We start from the raw sequence: 21,070 nt of genomic DNA, 5'->3' as shown, positions 1-21,070 counted from the left end.
TTATATTTATTCCCCTACCACATAAACAATAACTCTTTCACAAAAACTCCTTCGAGCATTTTGGCACTAGTACTAACTTAGCCCACAACACCCGCGGGGGCGCCCCCCGCTTCTCGCGGCCCCCCCCCCCGGCCTGGTTGCCCGTTATTACTACCCGGCGAGGCGTTCCACCAGGTATCGGTTCAGCGAGACACCTTGCTCCTGGGCGAGAATGACGAGCTGGCGATGCTTTGCGGGTGAAACCCGAACTCGAAGATTGCCGCTGAACTCACGCTCAACCAAGGGAACTGGTACTTGCTCACCCTCGCTGATCATGTCTTGTACTACTTCGTTGACCAGCTTTTCAAGACCGTGTAGAGCCTCGTCCTTGTCCGCGGCCAGCCAGGAAAGCGAGGGGAATTCCGTAACCTGCGCAACGTACTCCCCGTCCTCAGGGGACCAGGTCACGGTGTAGCGGTAGTGTGCCACCTTTGGTACTTCAGTTGTCGTCATCATCGTCTGCCTCCTCTGCTTCTCTGAGCCTGTCGATAGCCTGTATGACCTGCCGCACTTGGTACGGCTTCGCCTTGCCATGATCATCCTGGATATTCACCCGGGGGTCGCCTGGCCATGGCGTCTTGAAGACGTAATGGCTACTGCCAGAGTTTCGGGGTTCCCCGAAGTACTTCCTCGCGAGCTTTGCCAGGTCTGCGAAGGTCATGTTCTTCGGAGAATTGCGGGCTGCGGCTTCTATGTCCTCAACTCTGACCATGCACAATGGTCCCATTATTGGGACCAACTTGCCAAGGAGTCCAGAGTGGCTTGAACACCCAACCTCTCTGGCTAAACCGCGGGGAAGAAGCAAGAAAGAGGGCCGCAGGGAACAACGATGATCCTTGCGGCCCTCTATGAACGCTCGGGAGCGTGACGTCCCCGATAAACCTCGAGCGGGACTTAGCTGCGGAAGTTCACGAACTGAGGGTTGATGTTTGGCCGACCTTGGCTTGCGTTGCGGGCCCTTAGACGGCGGGGTTTTCGTCGTTGGTCGGCGTACCCCAAGGCCGGCCGCTTTGGGGTCTCTTGCGGACTTTTTGCGGACTAGACGAAGGATCTATCTCCCGACATGGTGTTCGACATGAAGTCGGGTGGCCGCTACGGTCGCTCGGTGGGAAGCGACTGCAGCCACTCGTTGAGCTCATCCGTGAGGATCACGGGTTTTGAGTTGGCGTAGCGCGCAACAAGGCCGTTGGCGCGCACTGCACGACGGATCGTGTCGATGCTGTAGCCAGTCGCTACAGCGGCTTCCTCGAACGAGTAAGCAAGTTTGGGGATGCTCATGGCATTGATCGTAGCGACAGGGCCCCTTCGAGCATTCGGCGAATATCCTCGATGGCATGAATACGACTCCAATGCTGACAGCGGCCGAGATCGCCGCACGGTTGAAAGTCTCCACAGAGACAGTCCGTCGAATGTGTCACGCGGGCAAGTGGCCCCATAGCAAGATCGGAAGGTTGTTCCGCTTTACAGAGGAGCACTACCAGTCCATCATCGCTACTCCCGGACCGCGGCCACCGTACACCCAGGAGCAACGGGTGGAAGTTGCCCGGGCGCTGCGAATCCTAAGTTCAAGAGAATGACTGCCCAGATTGTCGGTGCCGTTTGGCAAGATTGAGGTGTCCACTCACAATTAGATTTTGAAGGAAGAATCCCGTGCCAAACTTAATCGAGACTTTCACCTCGTCTCCGTACAAAACGCGGCGCTATCGCATCAAGGCCACCGGTGAAATAGGAACCGGTGTTGCCAGCAGCAACGGCGGTAGGAACGTCGGCCGCCTCGCCACGATCGGCGACAAGCTCAACATCTCGGTCATCGATCTGTGCCTAGATGCCACCGGCGAGATCCGCACGTTCAGGGCTGACGTAGTGGAACAAATCACCGAGGAAGAGGCCTGAACATGACGACTGCTGAGCAGGTCCCCGATCTGTGTCCGCAATGCGACGGCGATGTCCGCTTGCGCCCCCAGGTTGAGCAAACTCTCGGGAGCCGGGCAAAGGAATGGCGCTGCGCCAAGGGCTGCATGAGTTGGGGCACCGTTCGCTAGGCTTTGTCACACTATTTCCTTGCAAATAAAGGGAAGTAAGGTCATTCGAAAATTGAGCCGCACCACCCGCGGGAGCTTTTTCTGTGGGGGTCAAAAATGCCCTGCAAGCAAGCGGTGCAGCGGTCAAAATAGCTCCAAGAGCTTCTCAGTGACAGTCGAGCGCCCTGCGTGGGCAACCTCGGGGGAGATTTTCGCTATCGTTGGAGGGGCGACGCGACGAGGCAGGAGGAGGGGATGTCCCCGGGGTCAGAGTCGTCATAGATAATTGCACAATGACTGAGTTTGTTTCCCTTTCGTCGGCTGACGGCGAGCTCTATGCAGATCAAATGGAACGAATAAAGGCACGCATAGACGCAGCATTGGAATTCCTCCAGCAGCCACCCGTCTATGCGTCTGTCGAATCAGGCCTCTTACAGTTAAGATTAGCCCTTGAAATGGTCGCGTTGTCATCGCTGGTCACCAATAGGAAGGCCGTGGAAGCTGTGTCAACAGCTTTCGCAAAGAAGGAACACAACGACGCGTTGAAACTTGTACGGCAATTGAACCCGGAATTCTGGCCAGTTCCCTTCACACGAATCCCGAACGATACAGGTGAGCCGATCGAGATGCGCGCCCTCACCAGCGGGTACCTTACCGAGGATGAGTATCTGCCGACATGGGGTCGTCTGAGTGCGTGGTTGCACGCCTCGAATCCATATCAAAGCATGCCGGAACCGTCCGAGGGGGCGGCATTCGGATTGCAGGTAGCTGACAAGTTGATTGCTCTTCTCAACCAACATTATTTGTACTTGTTAGAACGCGGGGAGGGCGTGGCCTGCATAATGAATGAGTCCACTTCAGGCAGGGTGCTCGTCACTGGATTTGTGCGCGCTCAGATCAATTGACGATGCGCCGTGAGTGAGGGATCCGGCAATGCGGAAAGCTTTCCACACCTGGGCGCCTCGGAAACCGCTCTAGCAAAATGACCCCCACCCTTGCAGGGGTGGGGGTCATTCATTCTGCTACGGGAGTTCGGGATACCGGGACTTCATGTAGGCGTGGACTGCGTTTCGATCCGAAAGGCTCAGCTGGGTAGGCCAATAGATGAGCTCTCGGACGAATGAGACTTGCCCGGCGGTTGCAGACCCGAAGTAGATGCCACCGAAACTGGGGACTGTCGTGGCGCCGGTGGGGTCTGTGACTTCCGTAGAGTCGGCTCGGATGATGTACGAGAACCCTGCATCTGCCGCTTGGCAACGAGCATGAATACTCAGCCATCATGGTTGATACTTGTCGGCGTCGCACCGCCGGACGATCTTTGGTAATTGCCTGTTGCGGCGCGTCCCATCGTGGTTCCGGTCATGGCTGCGACGTCGGTGACTCCCGCGGCGGCTTTGAATACGGCAGCGATGGTCATGGGCCGCTGCGTCGTGTGGACTGGGTTGAGGAGTCGGCCGCCGGCGCCGGTTCCGCCTGGGGAGTAGAGGTTCCGGACTCCGTTCTCCGTGCCCAGCGTGACGGCTGGGGTGCCGCCTGCGTTGCTCAGGGTGGCGCTGAAGGTCGCCCCTGACTGGTTTGCGCCGTTCATTTCCGTGTGCGCCTTCGCTGGGCTGCGCCTGGGAGAAGCCGCCGTCCTGGCACTAGGGGACGTGGACTTCCTGCGCCGAACGATCTGTGTCTCCCGACAGATCCAAGGGAGCACCAAGGCGGAAGCCCAAATTGTCCCGCCAAAACACGGTTCAGAGCGCGTTGTTTACTTAGCGGAAGAACATATCCAGGAGCTTGCGCAGCATGTTCAGGAAGTCGGCGTCTTCGGCAAGGAGCAATAGCTCTTTGGGTACGGAGGGTCGTACTTCAATCGCAACTCCGCGGCTGACCGGTGGAAGCAGGTTCGAGAGGCATCCGGCATCGACGCATTCACCCTTCACGATTTGCGGCACTTCTACGCCTCCGGACTCATCGCGGTTGGCTGCGATGTCGTGACCGTCCAGAGGGCCCTCGGCCACGCGGCGCCGTCAATCACCCTGAATACTTACTCGCACTTGTGGCCGACTGCCGAGGACAAAACGAGGACCGCAGGATCAGGCTGATCGCTGCGGTCCTCGGAGATTTTGCGGACTCTGTGCGGACTACCGGGACAAACGCCCAGTAATCACGCGGTCAGATCCGTCTTAGCTGCGGAAGTTCACGAACTGCAGGTCGGCTTCCTCGAACTTCTTCAGGATCGCCATGGTTTCCTGCAGGTCGTCGCGGGACTTGGAGGTGACGCGGAGTTCGTCGCCCTGGATCTGGGACTTGACGGACTTCGGGGCTTCCTCGCGGATGATCTTGTTGATCTTCTTGGCGATGTCCTGCGCAATGCCTTCCTTGATGCTGCACTCCAGGCGGAATTCCTTGCCCGAGGGGAAGGGCTCGCCCTGATCCAGGGACTTCAGTGAGATGCCGCGCTTGATCAGCTTGGACTGGAAGACGTCCAGGACGGCCAGGACGCGGTCCTCCGAGTTGGCCTTCATGAGGATCTTCTCGCCGCTGAAGTCGATCTCCGCGCCGACGCCCTTGAAGTCGTAGCGCTGCGCGATTTCCTTCTGCGACTGGTTGAGCGCGTTGGCGACCTCTTGCTTGTCCACCTTGCTGACGACGTCGAATGTTGATTCGCCTGCCATGACTCTCCTTAGGTTGGGGGCCCGGTAAGGGCGGTTTGTCTGCCATCAAGCCCTGTTTGTCTGCCCTCAAGCCTAGTACGGAAGCGCCTTGGTGGGGCGGGAGTTACCTTTCACAGTTCGCTCACAGCACACGCATGGTTGGAACCGAGCCGGCTGTCCGAGAGTTGTACCAGTTGGAAAAGCCACCCCTGGAGGTAAGCATGAGCAACAAGGCCGTCCACTACGTCAGCAAGTCCGCATCCGCTGCGGCCGGCTCCATCGGCACGGCTGCGGTAGCCGCGGCAAGCGCAGTGGCCGCGGCCGCCGTGGCAGCGTCGATCGTCCTGAGCCCGGTCCCCAATGCCGCAGCACGGATGGACGGCGTTCACGCGGACCTGCAGCGGGCCGTGGAGCTCAACCAAATCACCGCAGAGCAGGCCGCGAAGTTTGAAGCGAAACTGGCTGGCCGGATCCTCGGCGAAGCCTGAAAATCCGGGCATTTCGGGACCTTCCACCCTCGATTAGATTCTTCGCAGAAACTTCTGTAAGGTTGTCTCTGCCTTCGGTTACCGGATCGAAAGAAATGGTCTTCCGGAAGTGATCTTCTTTTGAAGTTCGGCAGATTACCCGAGCGGCCAAAGGGGGCTGACTGTAAATCAGCTGGCACTGCCTACGGGGGTTCGAATCCCTCATCTGCCACCCAAACGGGAAATCCCCGGAACTAATGGTTCCGGGGATTTTTTGCGTCAAAGCTGCGGTCCACGCCCCGTGCTTTCACGCAGTTCGGCGATCTCCCCGCGCAACGCCGTGATCTCGGCAAGGAGCTTGGCCATTTCGGCGCGAACGGGCTCCTCCGCCGCGGCGGCTTTCTCCCCCGCAGCCGCGGCGACGTCCTCGGCGTTCTCTTCGATCCGCTGCACCAGCCATGAGGCAATCGACGCCGTGACAATACCCAGGACGGCGATGCCGCTCATCATCAGGGCCGCTGCGACAATGCGGCCAATCGGCGTCACAGGGTAGAGATCGCCGTAACCGACTGTGGTGATGGTGGTGATGGCCCACCATAGCGCGTCGCCAAACGTCACGATCTTCGCGTCCGGCGCTCCTTGTTCCACATCCAGGACGGCGAGCGCGCCCACCAGCACCAGCATGGCGGCGGAGCCGGCCACGTAGGTGGCGATGCGTCCACGAAGGGTTTCCCCGACCGTCCGGTGCAGCACCGAAAGGAGGGTGACCAGCCGGAGCAGCCTGAGGGGCCGGAAGAAGGGGAGCGCCACAATCAGGAGTTCGTGGAGGTTCCAGACAAACCATCGCTTGCGGTCTTCGGCGAGCCACAGGTTGGCGATGTAGTCCAGGGCGAAGATGCCCCAGGTGATCCACAGGATCACTTCGAAGGGTTGGGCCGCGGCGCCGTCGACGCGTCCAATGACCTGCCAGGCGTAGGCGGCCAGGAAGATCAGGGCCGTGATCATGAGGGGCCACTCGACGAGGTCCCGGTATCGCGCTTGCGTCATACGGGAATACTAGTCACGGCGGGTCCCGCCCGGACTTGGTGGCTTTACGCCGCCGGAGTTTCCAGCCAGTAGCCGTCCAGGTGATGGACCAGTTGGCGGCCCAGGCCACCCTTCAGTTGGATCCACAGCGTGCTGCGGTCATCGGTCATGCCGTCGATGGTTCCTTCGATCCGGTTGCCGCGGGCGTCGGCGAGGATCACTTCCTGGCGGATGGCGAGCTCGGGCCAGACGTCCCCGCCTGCCGTGGTGGTTTGCAGTGCGCTCAAAGGAGCCCCCCTGTTTTGTTCTGCGAGTTCATGAGTTCCAGATATTGTGCACGGTTTTCGTGAACCTGCGGTAAACGTTTGTGCAAACGTTGGACATAAAGCGGTCTTGACTGGCGCGCTCGGTCCGCCTGGTGGATGCCCCTGTCCGCAGCAGGTTACTCATGGGTAACATGGAGGCCATGCACTTGCTTCTCCGCACGATCATGCTGCTTTTCACGTCCGCCAAGCGGTCGCCACTGGGTGTTTGGGACACCTCGTCCCTGCCGTTGCGCGTTCTGCCCACTGACATCGACATAGCGATGCACGTCAACAACGGCATGTACTTCTCCCTCATGGATCTGGGCAGATTCGACCTCATGGTGCGCAGCGGCATCTGGCGGAGGATGCGCAAGCGCGGCTGGAGCCCGGTGGCCGCGGGCGAGACCATAGCGTTCCGGAAGTCGCTGCAGCTATGGCAGCGCTACACCGTTGAGACCCGCATCATCGGCTTGGACACCAAGGCCATCTATTTTGAGCAGCGCATGGTGGTGGACGGCGAGATTTATGCCCGCGCGCATATCGCCACCCGGCTGGTCAGCAAGGGAAAGCCGGTCAGCCAGGAGGACATCATCGCTGAGTTCGGGGCTCCGCCAGCGGACTTGGAACTTCCGGACTGGATCCACGAGTGGCGGGAAAACAACGCCCTCCCGGGCGCCCGTCGTCCGGCCCCGCACGCATGGGACCTGCCGGACGTCCGCGGACAACAACGCATCCAAGGCAAGAGTCACCGCCAGGGCTAGACCCCCACGTCGCGGCGCTGCAGGGCAAGGGCACCCACGGCGATCAGCGCGGCAGAGATGCCCAGAAGCCCGAACGCGGCTCCCCAATCCGCGCCGTTGGTCACGGGCGAATTGCCGTAGGCCCAGTGGTAGGGCGAGAGGTTCAGCAGCCATTCCATGTTCGGGCTCTGCCGGCCCACCGCGTTGAAGACGTAGCCCAGCACGGCGATGGCGGCACCCGCGGCGATCCCGTAGACCTTCCGGCCGGTCAGCGCCCCGACGCACAAGGCGGCGGTGCCGCTGAGCAGCGCCAGGGCCGCGAACAGCACCACGGCTCCGGCGAGATGCCCGACGTCGATCCCCAGTTGGGCTGGCCGGTTCAGTACCAGGACCAGGACGAAGACCAGCAGCGCCAGTGCCGCCACCCGGACGATCAATGCCAAGGCCCGTTCCAGGACCACTTGGATGCGTGTGACGCTGTGTGCCAGCGTGAGTTCCAGCAGTCCGGATTCCTCGTTGCCGCCAACGGCCGATGCGCCCCAACCCACCGAGGCCAGGGACATGAGCAGGAAGCCGATCAGTCCGAACAGGGTGGCCTGCGTGTAGCCGGTTCCAGTGGCGATTTGGTCGTAGTTCAGGGCCTTGGTCATTCCGCGGGGCAGGGCATCGATCATTTGCTGCATCTGCGAGCTGCCACCGATCGACGGGTAGAGCGGCAGGTAGAGCATGATGGCGCCAGTCAGTCCCAGCCCCCACGCGATGGTGGAGCGCCAGGAATCCGTCAGGGCCTTGGTAAACAGGGGCAGGATCCTAGGCATGGTGGGCTTCTTCCTTGGGTGCGGCGCTGCTGCCCGTCGCCGCCGGTTGTTCCGGTAAATGATGGCCGTTGCCGTTGTAGTGGCCCGTATAGAGCGTGAGTACCGCTTCTTCCAGGTCGGGCTCCTCCAGCACCAGGTCGGTGAGTTCCAACCTGGCCAATTCGCGGATCAGCGGTTGGACCTGGCCGGAAAGGCTGGCGGTGGCCTCCACCGCAGGGCGGGAGGCGCCGTCGGCGGTCACTTCCCGCAGTACCACGTTGGCGACGCCCGGCACCCGTGCCAGCAACGCGCCGACGTCGTGCGTTTGCGTTCCGGAGGCTGTGAACTTCAGCTGCCGCACGGCTGCGTTCCGCAGCGCCTCCACGGTGGAAATGGTGACGATGCCGCCGTCGCGCAGGATGGCCACGGCGTCCGCAGCTTGTTGCACTTCGCTGAGGACGTGGGAGCTGAGGAAAACGGTGGCGCCGCCGTCCACGGCTTCGCGGACCATGGCGTGGAACTCCTGTTGGACCAGGGGATCCAGGCCACTGGTGGGCTCGTCGAGCACCAACAGTTCAGGCCTGTGCATGAACGCCTGGAGCAGTCCCAGCTTCTGCTTGTTGCCCTTGGAAAGCTTGCGGGTCTGCCGGTCCAAGTCCAGGTCCAGCCTGTCCGCCAGGGCCTTTACATGGTTGCGGTCCACTGGGCCGCTGATGGCCTCGAAGTGCTCCACCACGCGGCGGCCCGTGGTTCGGTTCTCCAGATGCAGTTCACCCGGCAGGTACCCGATCCTTCGCCGCAAGGCTGTTCCTGCCCGCCTCGGGTCCTGGCCGAGCACGGAAATGGTTCCCGCGCTGGGGCGGATGATGTCCAGCAGGCAGCGCATGGTGGTGGTCTTGCCCGCGCCATTGGGCCCGATCACGCCGAACACAGTCCCGGCGTCCACGGCGAAGTCCAGTCCGTGCAGGACCTCGCGGTGGCCGAACTTCTTACGCAACCCCTCGACGACGATTGCCTGGGTCACGGGGCATGCTCCCTTCGGTGGTGCTTGGTTGTTGTTGGAGGGCTTCGCGGGCCGATTCGAGGAACCGCGAATCTGTGTAGAAGCCGTGGGTGTAGATGTCCAGGGCGGGCAATGTCAGGTGCCGCAGCAGTTCCGGGCCGATGCCGTGCGGTTCGGAGACTGGAGTGCCCAAGACCCGGGAAACGTGCCGGCCCAGCATCAGCATGGACAGGCTGTTTGATGCGATCACCACGGCAGTGGCCCGGACGTTCTCGAATTTCCGGATGGTGCCTGCTGTGATGCCGGAGTGGATGATGTCCTCCGTTTGGCTGACCACGCCGTCGAAGAAGGCATCTCCGGCGTCCGATTCATCGCCGAGGGACTGCCGGATGTAGGCAATCTCGTCCGCGTACTCGTGCGGGTTGTTCAGGTAGTCCTGGATGAGGAGCCGCGTGGTCCCGGGATCTGTCTTCTCGCGGCCCTGGCTGGCTGTTTGGGCCAGGACGTGCTGGTCGCAGACTTCGCGGAGGCCTGCCTTGCTGCCGAAATGATGGATGACCAGGCCGGGGCTTACTCCTGCCTCCGCTGCCACCGAGCGGACAGTGGCGCGGGCAAAGCCGTCCCGGCCGAACAGGCCGATGGCGGCGTCCCGGATGCGGGCCCGGGTGGTTAAATCCTCTGCGGTTGAACGCATGTTTCAAACACTAAACACTTGTTCAATGCACCGCAAGAGGCTGCGAAAAATAACGATGTTGCACCAATGGCCGCGTCGCAGTTTTGGTGATGGCCGCCGTCGAACATACTTGCCTGACTGTGTCCGGTGGGGAGGCAGCAGCCGGGCGTTTCGCCCAAGTTTTTATGGGGTAGCAGTATGGGTTCCACAGGGTCAAAAGTTGGCCATGCCCGACGCAGGCTTTCGGTCTGCGCAAGCATTCTTTTATTGGCAGGGAGCCTGTTCGGAGCAGCTGTTCCGGCATCGGCCACGGACACATCGACGCCGGCTGTGGCAGGTGCCATCGGCCAGTTGTACAACACCAGTACCTGGGCCCGCGGAGTTCTGCTCCGGCCGGTGGCTGCCGAGGAGTGCATCAGCACGGGCTGCGTCCAGAGGTTCGCAGGCGGGGACGTCGCCTGGTCGGCCAGGACCGGCGCCCGGGTGGTAGTCAACGGGCCGGTGCGTTCGGCATGGTGGGACGCGGGCGGACCTGCCGGCTACCACGGCTACCCGGTGGCCGACACTGCTACTGGCCTGCGCAATGGCGGCTCCAAGCAAATGTTCGAACGCGGCGCCATCAGCTCTTCGCCCGTGACGGGCACCCAGCGCACCACCGGTTCCATCCACCTGGCGTGGACCCGGGCCGGATCAGAAAGCGGCTATCTCGGCTACCCGGTGATTGGAGAGCGCACGGGACTGCCCGACGGCGGTGCGTACCAGGCCTTCGAACGCGGCTTCATCGTGTGGTCGGCGGCCAGCGGGGCGCATCCGTCCATGGGGGCCATCCGTGAGCGTTGGCGCCAGACCGGGCTGGAAAGCGGTGAGCTGGGCTACCCCACCACGGATGAGGCCACCGGACTCAGGAATGGCGGATCAGCCCAGCAGTACCAGCGGGGAACCATTGTGTGGTCACCTGCCACTGGCGCCCGGGTGTTGACCGGTGCGGTCCGGGCCTACTGGTCATCCACCGGCGGACAGAATGGAGCACTCGGGTATCCCGTGGGCGAGGAAAACCGCCAGGCGAACTTTGTGTACCAGCAGTTCCAAGGCGGCACGGTGTATTGGTCCGCGGCAACGGGGGCACACTCCACCACCCATGGAGACATCCACAACCGCTACGTGGCTCTTGGCGGCGGTGCGGGTCGGTTGGGGCTTCCGTTGACGGACAAGCTGCCGCGGGCCGGGGGACTGGTCCAACAGTTCGCCAACGGTTGGCTGGTCTGGGGTCCCGCCACGGGAACCCGGATCGTGGGACACTCCACCTACAAGGTGTGGTCCGCGAACCCGGGTGACTTCGGCTGGCCCGTGCGTGACACCTGGACCGATTCCAGGGGAGACCACGTCGCGTTCCAGAAGCTGGAGACCATCTGGAACCAGGCCACCCAGGAGCTGTACTCGGCCGAGGCAGTGGATGCTTCCACTGCGGTGTTCCTGGGCGATTCGCAACTGGACCTGGATTCGTGGGGCGAACAGGGTGCCCGCGCGGCAGGCTTCCCCCGGCAGGTGGTCCGCAGCATCGGCGGGATGGGCTACGTCTCCGGGAGCCCGGTCGGTTCAGCGACGGACGCCGTGCTCTCAGACCGGATCCTCCTTCCCCAGGGAAACCCCGGCGTGATTGTGGTGAACCTGGGCGGCAATGATGCCCGGATCATGGCCACGGACGCGGCGATCCTGTCCCAGGCCAACAAGCTGTGGGATGAGCTTCGGCGGAAGTACCCGCGCAGCACCATCGTGATCAACGGCGTGCTGTCGCGCTACGATTCCAGCCATTTCCAACGCCGGTGGGTGGATGGCATGTTGATGCGCGAGGCTGCCCTCCGGGGCTGGCCGCACATCTCCATGGCCGGCACCGCCACCATCGCCGGGGCCGACGGAAACTACCTCGACAACATCCACATGAACCAGATTGGCCACAACAAGGTGGCGCCGCTCTATGCCTCGGCCCTGCGGTACGTCCTGGGCAGGTAAACATCCCCGTTGCGGGGCCCGCTTTGCGTCCTTTGACGCGCAGATGGCGCGCACAGCGGGCCTCGCAACGGAGTATGCGGTGTGGTTATTCCCGGTGACGCGTGCAGCGAACACAAGACCCCCGCACGGGACTTCCAGACCATGGTCGCGTACGGTGGAATCATGGCTACAGTTGACATCACTGGAGAACAGTTCGCACAGACCATTGAGGGCAACGACATTGTCCTGGTGGATTTTTGGGCTGCATGGTGCGGCCCGTGCCGCCAGTTTGCCCCCGTTTACCAGGCGTCGTCGGACAACCACTCCGACGTCTTCTTCGCCAAGGTGGACACCGAGGCTGAGCAGCAGCTCGCCGCCGAGGCCGGAATTACCTCCATCCCCACCCTCATGGCCTTCCGCGAGAAAGTCCTTGTCTTCTCGCAGCCTGGTGCCCTCAACGGCCCGCAGCTGGAGCAGGTCATCGAGGCAGTCAAGGGCCTGGACATGGACGAGGTCCACGCCCACGTCGCCAAGCAGCGTGCCGCGCAGGCCGAGGAAAACTAATACTTCTTGCGGCGGTTCGTGAAACCGCCGGAAACGCATCGAGGTCGCCGGAAAAATCCGGCGACCTCGATGCGTTTGCGGCGAAAGGGTGTATCAGAGGCGTTCCAGCTGGACCGGCTCGGCCAGCAAGGCGCTCAGGGATTCGTTCAGGTCCTGGACGGCGATGCCCTTGGAATGCTTCTCCAGCAGTTCCTCGGACTCCCAACGCTCGGTCAGGACGAGCTTCTCCTCGGTGGCTTCGGTCAGTTCGTAACGGATGCAGCCGGGCTCGTTGACCACCTCATCGATCGCGATCTCAAGGGCGAGCTTCACGCGGAAAAATTCGCCGTCGTTGGGGATGAACGTTGCCTGCAGGTCGATGGGTGCACTCATGGCTTCAACACTACCGGGAGGACACGGTCACCTTTGAGCTGTTTACGGTTCTGTTGCGACGGCCGGCTTGGTAGCGTTCCGTCATGTTGTCCTACACCGCCGGAGACACTGACGTCCCGCTGCTCGAAGAGACCATTGGCGCCAACTTTGAACGGGTAGCGGCGCAGTTCCCGTTGCGGGATGCCTTGATCGAGGCGGCAGCGTCGCCGGGTGGGGAAGCCCGCCGCTGGAGTTACCAAAAGCTGAACGACGACGTCGATCGCCTTGCCCGCGCGCTCCTCGCCTTGGACGTCGCGAAGGGCGACCGGATTGGCATCTGGAGTCCCAACTGCGCCGAGTGGACCATCCTTCAATATGCCACCGCCAAGGTCGGTGCTGTTCTGGTCAACGTGAACCCGGCCTACCGAAGCCACGAGCTCGAATTCGTAGTGAAGCAGAACGGCATGCGGATGCTGGTAGCTGCTCCAACAGACAAGAACAGCGACTACGTCGGCATGGCCCGCGATGCCGCGCGTTCATGCCCGGAGCTCAAGGAAGTGGTGTTCCTCCCGGGTGATCCGCTCCTTGGCCTGCGCTACGGCATTCCGGAAACCAGCCACGAACGTACGCCGAACTGCTGACCCGGGCTGACGCCGTCGGGCCTTCCGCACTGCATGAGCGGATGGCAGAGCTGGACCCGCACGATCCCATCAACCTCCAGTACACCTCCGGAACCACGGGGTTCCCCAAAGGCGCCACGCTGACCCACCACAACATCCTCAATAACGGGCACTCCATAGGGAGGCTCCTCGGGTACACCGAACACGACCGCGTGGTGATTCCCGTGCCGTTCTACCACTGCTTCGGCATGGTGATCGGGAATCTCAACGCCTTCAGTTTCGGGGCGGCCACCATCATTCCGGGAAGGGGCTTCAATCCGTCGGCCGCGCTCGAAGCTGTGCAGGACTTCGGCGGGACGTCGTTGTACGGAGTGCCCACCATGTTCATCGCAGAGCTCGCGCTCGCTGATTTCGACTCCTACGATCTTTCGACGCTCAGGACCGGAGTCATGGCGGGCTCTCTGTGTCCCATCGAGGTGATGCGCCGGGTGATCTCTGAAATGCACATGGTGGATGTGGCCATTTGCTATGGCATGACCGAGACCTCGCCCGTATCCACCATGACCCGTGCCGGCGACACACTGGAACAGCGGACCACCACGGTGGGCCGGACCATGCCGCATTTGGAGAGCCGGATCATCGACCCCCTGTCCGGCGAAGTGGTGGAGCGTGGAATGATCGGGGAACTCTGCACGCGCGGCTACGCGGTGATGGACGGCTACTGGGGGCAGCCGGACAAGACAGCCGAGGCGATCGACGGCGACGGCTGGATGCACACCGGCGACCTCGCGCGCATGGATGAGGATGGGTACCTCGTGATCGAAGGCCGGATCAAGGACATGGTGATCCGCGGCGGGGAAAACATCTACCCACGCGAGATCGAGGAGTTCCTCTACCTGCATCCCTCCATCCAGGATGTCCAGGTGATCGGGGTTCCGGACGCCAAGTACGGCGAAGAGCTCATGGCCTGCATCATCCTGAAACCAGGCGCGTCTGTGCTTACCGCGGAGGACCTGGCGGAGTATTGCCGGGGAAAGCTGGCCCACTACAAGATCCCCAAGTACGTGGACATCCGGGAGAGTTTCCCCATGACGGTCTCGGGGAAGGTCCGGAAGATCGACATGCGCCAGGAAGCGGTGACCCGCCTCCACCTCTAAAAGCAACGCGGGGTCACTTACGGCCCATGTTTAGGGCCTTTATGGGCCCTGAGTGACCCCGCGTTGCCTTGCTCGCACCTGGCCCTGTGGATAACGCGGTCTGGCCCCTCTCCTGCAGACACACTGGAAAGCATGGTCCGAATCAATCCGCTGCCCGATGGACTCCGGTACAGGGCCTTCACCACTTACGAGTCGAGGAAACTCGGCGTTCCCGCCAAGAGGCTCAGGGCAAAGGATCTTGCCGACGGCGGTCGCCTGATCCATGTGCCAAACGGGAGTGAACTCGACTTGCTGGAGCGGGCACGAGTTGTCACGGCTGCGACGCCGGGCGCCTGGATTTCGCACGCAACTGCCGCTTTGCTGACCGGACTGGGGCTACCACCGTGGATGGATGACGAACGTTCCATCCATCTCAGCAAGCCACACACTTTGCCCAGGGTCCGCCGGGCCGGCGTGACCGGACACCGAGTGCGTGTATTCCCTGGGGAGGTCATGGAGTTCCAAGGCATACCGGTGTCCGGGCGTCCCCGGACATGGCTGGACCTGGCGAAGGAACTTCCTCTCAACTATTTGATTGCTATGGGAGACCAGTTGATCCGACAGCCGCGTCCCTCGCTGGAGCTGCGCGTGGAGCCATACGCCTATGTGTCCGGATTGCGTTTACTGATTCGCCAGCATCCAAACCTTCAGGGAGTGGAGAAGGCGAGGCTTGCGTTGGATGAGATGCGGGTGGGGGCCGATTCATATCCCGAGACATTTCTCAGGCTCGCCATGCGGGACGCCGGTTTACCCGAACCGGAACTCCAGGTACGGGTGAATCAACACGATGACCGTTCTCCGGCTGCCGATCTCGGTTATCGACGCTTCAGAATCGCCATCCAATATGATGGCGCCCATCACCGCACGCGGGAGCAGCAATCCAGGGACATCAGGCGGGACGAGGCTTTCTTGAGTGCTGGCTGGTCCTATTTCAAGGTGAACGCGGATGACCTCGCAGAGGATTTCGCCGGGGTCATCTCCAGAATCAAGAAAGCCAAATTACGGTCCCCCTAGGGGCAACGCGGGGTCACTTACGGCCCATTGCGGGGCTAAACATGGGCCGTAAGTGACCCCGGGTTGCTTTAGTGGGAGCGGTGGTCCTGGACCGTCATCCTCGGACCGAAGGTGGGCTTGCGGAAGCCACTCAGGTAGAGCATCCGGACCAGGCGCTGCCGTTGGCCCTGCCAGGGTTTGAGCAACTCAAGCATCCCGGCGTCGTCGGTCTTGCGGCCTGTGAGTGCGTAGCCCACGTAGGCGGCCAAGTGGTAGTCGCCCACGGAAATCGAATCGGGGCAGCCGTGCGTCCGTTGCACCACTTCTGCGGCCGTCCAGATGCCGATGCCGGGGATGGTCTGCAGCTTGGCTCCGGCCTCCGCCGCGCTCAACGCACCCAGCCGTTCAAGCGCGACGGCGGACTGCAGCGCGCGCATCACGGTTGCCGAACGCTGTGGGCCGACTCCCGCTTTGTGCCACTCCCACGACGGGACGGCCAGCCACTGCCGCGCGGTGGGCGGGACAAGGAGGCCCTGCGGAGCCGCCTTGCCCGGAGCCTTGGTTCCGTAGCGGTACATCAAGTACCGGTACCCACGGCGTGCCTCCAAGGTGGTGACCTTTTGCTCCAAAATGGTGGGCACCAGGGAGTCGACCACACGCCCGGTGGAGGGGAGCCGCAAAGCCAGGTTCCGGCGTCGTGCTTCAGTCACCAGGCGGGGGAGGGTGGCATGGAAGGTGGGTTCGTCGAAGGCCGACCAGTCATCGACGGCGCCCAACAGGCGGGGGACACCGGCGATGGCGTCCTCCGCTCCCGGTCCCCAGGCCTGGGCGTCCACGAAGGCATCAACTCCCAGTCCTCCGGCTGACAGCCGCAGGGTGACCGGGCCGGATCCCGTGGAAAAGGCGAGCCAGAACCCGCTGGGGTGGGCCGCGAACGAGGGATCGCCGTTGCCGCGCTGGAGCGGAAACAGGGTTTGATCGAGGCGGTACGAGGTTCCCGGATGCCACCTGAGCGATGCGTCCGCCGCGGCGGCAACAAGCGCCGGAGCTTCTGCAATGGTCATGTTTTCATGGTCCCACGCCCGGCTGACAATAACGTCAACGCCGGGCCTTACCGTCGCCCCGGGACGGGTCTAGACTCCCTGTTGTGGCGTGGGTGGGCCGCGCCCGAACCCTCACCAAAGGAGCGCCAACCATGGCCGCAATAGTGCACTTCGAGATCCCCACCGATGACAAGGAACGGGCCAACACCTTCTACCAGAGCACCTTCGGCTGGAATCTCAGCCCCATGCAGGGCATGGATTACACGATCGCCCTCACCACGGACTCGGACGAGCAAACGGGAGCGCCGAAGGAACCGGGGGCCATTAACGGCGCTTTGTTCCCTCGAACAGACAACCTGAAAACCCCCATCCTCACCATCGATGTTGACGATATTGACGCCGCGCTTGGCCAGGTGGAACAGGCAGGAGGATCGGTGGTGCAGGGCAAGGACGCTGTTCCAACCATGGGGTGGTACGCCTACTTCAAAGACACGGAGGGCAACATCCTGGGACTCTGGCAGACAGACCAGTCCGCGGGAAGCCCGTCCTGAGCGGCATGAGGCCCGCGACCGGTGCGGGACGTGCGCGGGGCAGGCGGTAACTTTGTACCTATGAAGTACGCCCAGTCCGTGTTGGACCTCATCGGCAATACGCCGCTCATCAAGCTCAACCACATCACGGACGGGATCAAAGCCACAGTCCTGGTGAAGCTCGAATACGTCAACCCCGGCGGATCCATCAAGGACCGGATCGCCGTGAAGATGATCGAGGAGGCGGAAAAGGACGGCCGGCTCAAGCCCGGTGGAACCATTGTTGAACCGACGTCCGGCAACACCGGAGTGGGCCTGGCGCTGGTCGCCCAGCAAAAGGGCTACAAGTGCGTCTTCGTGGTGCCGGACAAGGTTGGCGAGGACAAACGGGCGGTCCTGCAGGCTTATGGGGCCGAGGTCGTGGTGACGCCCACGTCCGTCGCCCCTGACAGCCCGCAAAGCTACTACGGCGTGTCCGACCGCCTGGTCCGGGAGATCCCGGGTGCCTTCAAACCGGACCAGTTCTCCAATCCCGCTGCCCCGGGCAGCCACTTCGAGTCCACCGGCCCGGAGATCTGGCGCGACACCGACGGCCGTGTCACGCACGTCGTCATCGGTGCCGGTACTGGCGGCACCATCACCGGCACCGGACGGTTCCTGAAGCAGGTTTCGGCTGACCGGCCAGAGTCCGACGGCGGCCGGGTCAAGGTCATCGGCGCTGACCCGGCGGGTTCGGTCTACTCGGGCGGAACCGGACGACCCTACTTCGTTGAGGGTGTCGGCGAGGACATGTGGCCTGACAACTATGACCGGTCCGTCCCGGACGAGGTCATCGCCGTCTCCGACGCGGATTCCTTTGCCATGACCCGACGCCTGGCCCGTGAGGAAGGGCTGCTGGTGGGCGGCTCCTCCGGCATGGCGGTTGTGGCGGCGCTGCAGGCTGCCAAGGACCTGGACGAATCCGCCGTGGTGGTGGTGATCCTGCCGGACTCGGGCCGTGGATACTTGGCCAAGATTTTCAACGACCAGTGGATGCGTTCGTACGGCTTCCTGTCCGGCGGCGAAGAAGCCTCGGTTGGGGAAGTCCTGAAATCGAAGACCGGGGAAATGCCGGACCTGGTCCACATCCACCCCAACGAGAGCGTCCGCGACGTCATCAACATCATGAACGAGTTCGGCGTCTCCCACATCCCGGTCCTGTCGCAGGAACCTCCCGTGGTGATGGGCGAGGTTGTGGGCGCCGTCGATGAGCGCAGCCTGACCAGCAAGCTCTTCCGCGGCGAGGCGAAGCTCACGGACAAGATCGCCGAACACATGGGGGAGCGCCTGCCCGTCATCGGCTCGCTGGAAACCATTTCCGCGGCGCGCGAGCTGCTCTCCGACGTCGACACCGTCATGGTCACATTCGTCGGAGCGCCTGTGGGCATCCTGACCCGCCACGACCTGCTCGCGTACCTGAGCAACTAATTCACGCTTTCCGCCGACCAGAGCCACCAGCACTGAAAGAGGAGCCAACATGCCTGCCAACAACAACGCGGGGTTCAACACGCGCGCCGTCCACGCCGGCCAGGACTTCGAACCCCGTACCGGTGCTGTGGTCCCGCCGCTGCACTTCAGTTCCACCTACGCCCAGGACGGTATCGGCGGCCTCCGCTCAGGCTACGAGTACGGCCGTGGCGGCAACCCCACCAGGGATGCCCTGCAGGAGCAGCTCGCGGCCCTCGAAGGTGGAACCGCGGCGTTTTCGTTTGGTTCCGGCCTCGCAGCCGAAGATTCGCTGATCCGGGCCATTGCCCGCCCGGGTGACCACATCGTCCTGGGCAACGACGCCTACGGCGGCACCTACCGGCTCATTAACCGCGTCCTGGGCGACTGGGGCATCGGCAACACCCCCGTGGACATGTCCGACCTCGACGCCGTTGCACGCGCCGTGGCCGCGAACAAAACCCGCATTGTGTGGGTGGAAACGCCGTCCAACCCGATGATGAAGATCACCGACATCGCGGCCCTCGCCGAGGTAGCGCACGACGCCGGTGCCCTCCTGGTGGTCGACAACACCTTCGCGTCTCCCTACTTGCAGACCCCGCTCGACCTGGGTGCCGACGTCGTGGTCCACTCCACCACCAAATACATCGGCGGTCACTCCGACGTGGTGGGCGGCGCCATTGTGGTGAAGGATGCGGAGCTGGCCGAAAAGATCGGCTTCATCCAGTTCGCCGTCGGCGCTGTGTCCGGGCCCATGGATGCGTTCCTGACCACCCGTGGCCTGAAGACACTGGGCGTGCGGATGGACCGGCACAGCGAGAACGGCCAGGCGGTGGCGGAATGGCTGTTGACGCGTCCCGAGGTGGAAGCCGTGCTGTACCCGGGTCTTCCCGACCACCCGGGCCACGAGCTCGCGGCCAAGCAGATGAAGAAGTTCGGCGGCATGGTGTCCGTCCAGTTCAAGGGCGGCGAGGCGGCTGCACGCGCGGTGGCCGAAGCGACCACCGTGTTCACCCTCGCGGAGTCCCTGGGCGGGATCGAGTCCCTCATGAACTACCCGTCCGAGATGACGCACGCCTCCGTCAAGGGAACCGAACTGGCTGTCCCTGTGAACCTCCTGCGCTTGTCCTGCGGCATCGAGGAGTCCGAGGACCTGATTGCCGACCTTGAACAAGCCTTCGCAAAGATCAGCAACGGCTGACATCGTGGCGTCTTCTTCACCTGCAGTTTCCCAACCGCTTCCGGCCTCGACGGTCAGGCGCGGCTGGGCCCTTACCGTTGCGGCCGCGCTCACCCTGGCTGTGGCTATCTGGTTCCTGTACACGGACTATGAGCCGGCGCTCAACGACTTCGAGGTCTACTACTACGGCGGTGGACGGGTCCTCGAAGGGGGCGACTTGTACTCCGTCCGGGATGGCCTGCCGTTTACGTACCCGCCCTTTGCCGCGCTCCTGTTTACAGGGCTTGCCGCGTTGGGCTTTTTCGGCGGCAGCCTGGTCTTCATCCTCGCCGCACTGTTTGGGGCCGCCGTGGTAGCTGCCTGGCTGGCCCGGCACTACTTCTTCGGCCTGACGTCCTGGCGTACGGCGCTGGCCGACTACCGGTTCCGGACCACCGCTTTGTTGGGAACCGGGGCCATCCTGCTTCTGGGCCCGTGGCGCGATACGTTCGTCTTCGGCCAGATCAACATTGTGTTGATGGGCGTGATCCTGGCCGATTTCGCCCTGCACGGGAAAGCCCGCGCAGGATTGATCCGCTGGCCGGCCGGCTTGCTGATCGGCATGGCAGCGGGTGTGAAGCTTACCCCCTTGGCCTTCGGCCTCTACTTCCTGGTGCGCAGGGACTTCAAGGCCTTGGGGTGGATGGCCGCCGGGTTCTTTGGTTCGATCGCCCTTGCCTGGGCAATCCTGCCCCAGGCGTCTTTGGCGTTCTGGACCCAGATCCTGCCGGACACCGGACGGATCGGCGGGCCGGGGTACGTGGACAACTTGTCCCTCAAGGGTTTCCTGATCCATTTCGGCATGCCGGATTCGTCCACCACGAGCTTGGTCTGGCTGGTCCTGTCCCTGGGCTTGGCTGCCCTGGCCGCGCTGATCATCAAGTGGGCAGTGGACGTCGAGGAGAACTTTGTGGCCGTATCCGCCACCGCTTTGTTGATGCTCCTTGTCAGCCCGGTCTCCTGGTCCCACCACTGGGTGTGGGTTGCCGTCGCCTTGCCCAGCATGGCCTTCGCGATGCACCGCGTGCCGTCCCGCAACGGCCGGATGAGGACCGCGGGTTGGATCATCGTGGCCTTCTCCACCGTCGCCTTCTACATGACTCCCAAGAATCTCGCCGTGTGGGCGGGGGCTGCTGAATGGGGCAAGGACCCGCAGACGCAGTGGCAGCTCATGGTGTCCAGCCTCGGTGTGGTCTGCGGGATCGCGATGCTGGTTTATTGGGCGTTCGCTTACCACCCCTCGCGGGCGGGTTTGCGGAACCAGTTGCCGGCTGCGGCCCGCCGGACTTAGTCTGCGGGCGTACCGTCACCACCTCCTTTGCCCAGGCAAACCGCTGAATTCAACCACACTTGGTTGTTTCTGGCTC

General features: G+C 62.8%; 25 protein-coding genes, 1 tRNA gene and 1 pseudogene. 15 read left to right on the top strand and 12 right to left on the bottom strand.

From position 1 onward, the window contains the following. Window positions 1-150: 150 nt before the first annotated feature. The 3 genes from ACFVSJ_RS06185 to ACFVSJ_RS06175 form a co-directional block, all read right to left on the bottom strand. Entirely contained in the window at window positions 151-492 is a 342-nt protein-coding gene (locus ACFVSJ_RS06185) for a type II toxin-antitoxin system HicB family antitoxin (protein WP_387435184.1), read from the bottom strand. Beyond that, on the bottom strand, window positions 479-751 hold the full coding sequence (locus ACFVSJ_RS06180; protein ID WP_387435183.1) for a toxin HicA: 273 nt from the start codon (window positions 749-751) through the stop codon (window positions 479-481). Before ACFVSJ_RS06180 ends, ACFVSJ_RS06185 begins: the two co-directional genes overlap by 14 nt. Before the next feature lie 380 nt (window positions 752-1,131). Then, window positions 1,132-1,317 carry a hypothetical protein gene (locus ACFVSJ_RS06175; protein ID WP_387435182.1) on the bottom strand — a complete coding sequence of 62 codons (186 nt, stop codon included), beginning with the start codon at window positions 1,315-1,317 and terminating at the stop codon, window positions 1,132-1,134. 56 nt (window positions 1,318-1,373) lie between these two features. Between ACFVSJ_RS06175 and ACFVSJ_RS06170 the strand changes: the two genes are divergently transcribed. The 3 genes from ACFVSJ_RS06170 to ACFVSJ_RS06160 all read left to right on the top strand — a co-directional run bounded on the left by ACFVSJ_RS06170 (window position 1,374) and on the right by ACFVSJ_RS06160 (window position 2,965). Continuing rightward, entirely contained in the window at window positions 1,374-1,616 is a 243-nt protein-coding gene (locus tag ACFVSJ_RS06170; RefSeq protein ID WP_387435181.1) for a helix-turn-helix domain-containing protein, read from the top strand. 73 nt (window positions 1,617-1,689) lie between these two features. Next, a complete protein-coding gene (locus ACFVSJ_RS06165) occupies window positions 1,690-1,932 on the top strand; it encodes a hypothetical protein (RefSeq protein ID WP_387435180.1) in 243 nt (80 codons plus the stop codon). 421 nt (window positions 1,933-2,353) lie between these two features. Then, the gene (locus tag ACFVSJ_RS06160) at window positions 2,354-2,965 is read left to right on the top strand and encodes a hypothetical protein (protein WP_387435179.1); all 612 of its coding nucleotides are present in this window, start codon (window positions 2,354-2,356) and stop codon (window positions 2,963-2,965) included. 365 nt (window positions 2,966-3,330) lie between these two features. Here the strand turns inward: ACFVSJ_RS06160 and ACFVSJ_RS06155 are convergent, their stop codons facing one another. Continuing rightward, complete coding sequence (locus tag ACFVSJ_RS06155) at window positions 3,331-3,648, bottom strand: hypothetical protein (RefSeq protein WP_387435178.1); 318 nt, start codon at window positions 3,646-3,648, stop codon at window positions 3,331-3,333. Between the two features lie 319 nt (window positions 3,649-3,967). On the opposite strand from ACFVSJ_RS06155, the gene ACFVSJ_RS06150 reads away from it, so the two are divergent. Further along, window positions 3,968-4,150: a tyrosine-type recombinase/integrase gene (locus ACFVSJ_RS06150; protein WP_387435220.1), complete on the top strand. Its 183-nt coding sequence runs from the start codon at window positions 3,968-3,970 to the stop codon at window positions 4,148-4,150. Window positions 4,151-4,231: 81 nt separating this feature from the next. Here the strand turns inward: ACFVSJ_RS06150 and ACFVSJ_RS06145 are convergent, their stop codons facing one another. Next, window positions 4,232-4,723: a YajQ family cyclic di-GMP-binding protein gene (locus tag ACFVSJ_RS06145; RefSeq protein ID WP_387435177.1), complete on the bottom strand. Its 492-nt coding sequence runs from the start codon at window positions 4,721-4,723 to the stop codon at window positions 4,232-4,234. 200 nt (window positions 4,724-4,923) lie between these two features. Here ACFVSJ_RS06145 and ACFVSJ_RS06140 point away from each other — a divergent pair, with 200 nt between their 5' ends. Together ACFVSJ_RS06140 and ACFVSJ_RS06135 are read left to right on the top strand one after the other, a co-directional pair. After that, window positions 4,924-5,190 (top strand): hypothetical protein, encoded by a 267-nt coding sequence (locus ACFVSJ_RS06140; RefSeq protein WP_387435176.1) that lies wholly within the window; start codon window positions 4,924-4,926, stop codon window positions 5,188-5,190. 129 nt (window positions 5,191-5,319) lie between these two features. Then, a tRNA-Tyr gene (locus ACFVSJ_RS06135) sits at window positions 5,320-5,401 on the top strand. 47 nt (window positions 5,402-5,448) lie between these two features. On the opposite strand, the gene ACFVSJ_RS06130 is transcribed toward ACFVSJ_RS06135, so the two are convergent. Both ACFVSJ_RS06130 and ACFVSJ_RS06125 read right to left on the bottom strand, forming a co-directional pair. Then, window positions 5,449-6,216: a potassium channel family protein gene (locus tag ACFVSJ_RS06130; protein WP_387435175.1), complete on the bottom strand. Its 768-nt coding sequence runs from the start codon at window positions 6,214-6,216 to the stop codon at window positions 5,449-5,451. A 44-nt stretch (window positions 6,217-6,260) separates the two neighbouring features. Next, the gene (locus tag ACFVSJ_RS06125) at window positions 6,261-6,482 is read right to left on the bottom strand and encodes a hypothetical protein (protein WP_387435173.1); all 222 of its coding nucleotides are present in this window, start codon (window positions 6,480-6,482) and stop codon (window positions 6,261-6,263) included. A 179-nt stretch (window positions 6,483-6,661) separates the two neighbouring features. Here ACFVSJ_RS06125 and ACFVSJ_RS06120 point away from each other — a divergent pair, with 179 nt between their 5' ends. Further along, window positions 6,662-7,261, top strand: coding sequence for an acyl-CoA thioesterase (locus tag ACFVSJ_RS06120; protein WP_387435218.1), 600 nt, complete (start codon window positions 6,662-6,664; stop codon window positions 7,259-7,261). Here ACFVSJ_RS06120 and ACFVSJ_RS06115 read toward each other — a convergent pair. The 3 genes from ACFVSJ_RS06115 to ACFVSJ_RS06105 are packed head-to-tail and all read right to left on the bottom strand — an operon-like array spanning window position 7,258 to window position 9,734. After that, window positions 7,258-8,058 carry an ABC transporter permease subunit gene (locus ACFVSJ_RS06115; protein ID WP_387435172.1) on the bottom strand — a complete coding sequence of 267 codons (801 nt, stop codon included), beginning with the start codon at window positions 8,056-8,058 and terminating at the stop codon, window positions 7,258-7,260. The genes ACFVSJ_RS06120 and ACFVSJ_RS06115 overlap by 4 nt on opposite strands. After that, complete coding sequence (locus ACFVSJ_RS06110; protein ID WP_387435171.1) at window positions 8,051-9,061, bottom strand: ABC transporter ATP-binding protein; 1,011 nt, start codon at window positions 9,059-9,061, stop codon at window positions 8,051-8,053. The genes ACFVSJ_RS06115 and ACFVSJ_RS06110 overlap by 8 nt, the downstream gene beginning before the upstream one ends. Beyond that, window positions 9,027-9,734, bottom strand: a complete 708-nt coding sequence (locus ACFVSJ_RS06105; RefSeq protein WP_387435169.1) for a TetR/AcrR family transcriptional regulator — start codon at window positions 9,732-9,734, stop codon at window positions 9,027-9,029. The genes ACFVSJ_RS06110 and ACFVSJ_RS06105 overlap by 35 nt, the downstream gene beginning before the upstream one ends. 246 nt (window positions 9,735-9,980) lie before the next feature. Between ACFVSJ_RS06105 and ACFVSJ_RS06100 the strand changes: the two genes are divergently transcribed. Then, window positions 9,981-11,723, top strand: a complete 1,743-nt coding sequence (locus ACFVSJ_RS06100; protein WP_387435167.1) for a GDSL-type esterase/lipase family protein — start codon at window positions 9,981-9,983, stop codon at window positions 11,721-11,723. A gap of 162 nt (window positions 11,724-11,885) precedes the next feature. After that, complete coding sequence (locus ACFVSJ_RS06095; protein ID WP_387435165.1) at window positions 11,886-12,266, top strand: thioredoxin family protein; 381 nt, start codon at window positions 11,886-11,888, stop codon at window positions 12,264-12,266. A 93-nt stretch (window positions 12,267-12,359) separates the two neighbouring features. Here the strand turns inward: ACFVSJ_RS06095 and ACFVSJ_RS06090 are convergent, their stop codons facing one another. Further along, the gene (locus ACFVSJ_RS06090; protein WP_385665677.1) at window positions 12,360-12,638 is read right to left on the bottom strand and encodes a putative quinol monooxygenase; all 279 of its coding nucleotides are present in this window, start codon (window positions 12,636-12,638) and stop codon (window positions 12,360-12,362) included. Between the two features lie 83 nt (window positions 12,639-12,721). Between ACFVSJ_RS06090 and ACFVSJ_RS06085 the strand changes: the two are divergent. Together ACFVSJ_RS06085 and ACFVSJ_RS06080 are read left to right on the top strand one after the other, a co-directional pair. Then, a pseudogene (locus ACFVSJ_RS06085) lies at window positions 12,722-14,394 on the top strand (AMP-binding protein). Between the two features lie 132 nt (window positions 14,395-14,526). After that, entirely contained in the window at window positions 14,527-15,447 is a 921-nt protein-coding gene (locus ACFVSJ_RS06080) for an endonuclease domain-containing protein (protein ID WP_387435163.1), read from the top strand. Window positions 15,448-15,515: 68 nt separating this feature from the next. Here the strand turns inward: ACFVSJ_RS06080 and ACFVSJ_RS06075 are convergent, their stop codons facing one another. Next, the gene (locus ACFVSJ_RS06075; RefSeq protein WP_387435162.1) at window positions 15,516-16,490 is read right to left on the bottom strand and encodes a DNA-3-methyladenine glycosylase family protein; all 975 of its coding nucleotides are present in this window, start codon (window positions 16,488-16,490) and stop codon (window positions 15,516-15,518) included. Between the two features lie 131 nt (window positions 16,491-16,621). On the opposite strand from ACFVSJ_RS06075, the gene ACFVSJ_RS06070 reads away from it, so the two are divergent. The 4 genes from ACFVSJ_RS06070 to ACFVSJ_RS06055 are packed head-to-tail and all read left to right on the top strand — an operon-like array spanning window position 16,622 to window position 20,994. Then, window positions 16,622-17,020: a VOC family protein gene (locus ACFVSJ_RS06070; protein WP_387435160.1), complete on the top strand. Its 399-nt coding sequence runs from the start codon at window positions 16,622-16,624 to the stop codon at window positions 17,018-17,020. Between the two features lie 60 nt (window positions 17,021-17,080). Next, window positions 17,081-18,466, top strand: a complete 1,386-nt coding sequence (locus ACFVSJ_RS06065) for a cystathionine beta-synthase (RefSeq protein WP_387435159.1) — start codon at window positions 17,081-17,083, stop codon at window positions 18,464-18,466. 49 nt (window positions 18,467-18,515) lie between these two features. Next, window positions 18,516-19,685 carry a cystathionine gamma-synthase gene (locus tag ACFVSJ_RS06060; protein ID WP_387435158.1) on the top strand — a complete coding sequence of 390 codons (1,170 nt, stop codon included), beginning with the start codon at window positions 18,516-18,518 and terminating at the stop codon, window positions 19,683-19,685. A 4-nt stretch (window positions 19,686-19,689) separates the two neighbouring features. Beyond that, on the top strand, window positions 19,690-20,994 hold the full coding sequence (locus ACFVSJ_RS06055; RefSeq protein ID WP_387435157.1) for a glycosyltransferase 87 family protein: 1,305 nt from the start codon (window positions 19,690-19,692) through the stop codon (window positions 20,992-20,994). Window positions 20,995-21,070 lie beyond the last annotated feature (76 nt).

This window comes from Paenarthrobacter sp. NPDC058040, from assembly GCF_042885775.1.
Lineage (GTDB): Bacteria > Actinomycetota > Actinomycetes > Actinomycetales > Micrococcaceae > Arthrobacter.
Note: the sequence above shows the minus strand (reverse complement) of the source record. Positions and strands in the feature narration are given on the sequence as shown.

Bases quoted from the DNA above. Each gene is read 5' to 3' on its own strand.
- ACFVSJ_RS06095 (WP_387435165.1), top strand. From the start codon at position 11,886: ATGGCTACAGTTGACATCACTGGAGAACAGTTCGCACAGACCATTGAG.
- ACFVSJ_RS06180 (WP_387435183.1), bottom strand. From the start codon at position 751: ATGGTCAGAGTTGAGGACATAGAAGCCGCAGCCCGCAATTCTCCGAAG.
- ACFVSJ_RS06145 (WP_387435177.1), bottom strand. From the start codon at position 4,723: ATGGCAGGCGAATCAACATTCGACGTCGTCAGCAAGGTGGACAAGCAA.
- ACFVSJ_RS06105 (WP_387435169.1), bottom strand. From the start codon at position 9,734: ATGCGTTCAACCGCAGAGGATTTAACCACCCGGGCCCGCATCCGGGAC.
- ACFVSJ_RS06155 (WP_387435178.1), bottom strand. From the start codon at position 3,648: ATGAACGGCGCAAACCAGTCAGGGGCGACCTTCAGCGCCACCCTGAGC.
- ACFVSJ_RS06080 (WP_387435163.1), top strand. From the start codon at position 14,527: ATGGTCCGAATCAATCCGCTGCCCGATGGACTCCGGTACAGGGCCTTC.
- ACFVSJ_RS06075 (WP_387435162.1), bottom strand. From the start codon at position 16,490: ATGACCATTGCAGAAGCTCCGGCGCTTGTTGCCGCCGCGGCGGACGCA.
- ACFVSJ_RS06185 (WP_387435184.1), bottom strand. From the start codon at position 492: ATGACGACAACTGAAGTACCAAAGGTGGCACACTACCGCTACACCGTG.
- ACFVSJ_RS06170 (WP_387435181.1), top strand. From the start codon at position 1,374: ATGAATACGACTCCAATGCTGACAGCGGCCGAGATCGCCGCACGGTTG.
- ACFVSJ_RS06070 (WP_387435160.1), top strand. From the start codon at position 16,622: ATGGCCGCAATAGTGCACTTCGAGATCCCCACCGATGACAAGGAACGG.
- ACFVSJ_RS06115 (WP_387435172.1), bottom strand. From the start codon at position 8,058: ATGCCTAGGATCCTGCCCCTGTTTACCAAGGCCCTGACGGATTCCTGG.
- ACFVSJ_RS06140 (WP_387435176.1), top strand. From the start codon at position 4,924: ATGAGCAACAAGGCCGTCCACTACGTCAGCAAGTCCGCATCCGCTGCG.
- ACFVSJ_RS06160 (WP_387435179.1), top strand. From the start codon at position 2,354: ATGACTGAGTTTGTTTCCCTTTCGTCGGCTGACGGCGAGCTCTATGCA.
- ACFVSJ_RS06120 (WP_387435218.1), top strand. From the start codon at position 6,662: ATGCACTTGCTTCTCCGCACGATCATGCTGCTTTTCACGTCCGCCAAG.
- ACFVSJ_RS06130 (WP_387435175.1), bottom strand. From the start codon at position 6,216: ATGACGCAAGCGCGATACCGGGACCTCGTCGAGTGGCCCCTCATGATC.
- ACFVSJ_RS06090 (WP_385665677.1), bottom strand. From the start codon at position 12,638: ATGAGTGCACCCATCGACCTGCAGGCAACGTTCATCCCCAACGACGGC.
- ACFVSJ_RS06065 (WP_387435159.1), top strand. From the start codon at position 17,081: ATGAAGTACGCCCAGTCCGTGTTGGACCTCATCGGCAATACGCCGCTC.
- ACFVSJ_RS06060 (WP_387435158.1), top strand. From the start codon at position 18,516: ATGCCTGCCAACAACAACGCGGGGTTCAACACGCGCGCCGTCCACGCC.
- ACFVSJ_RS06175 (WP_387435182.1), bottom strand. From the start codon at position 1,317: ATGAGCATCCCCAAACTTGCTTACTCGTTCGAGGAAGCCGCTGTAGCG.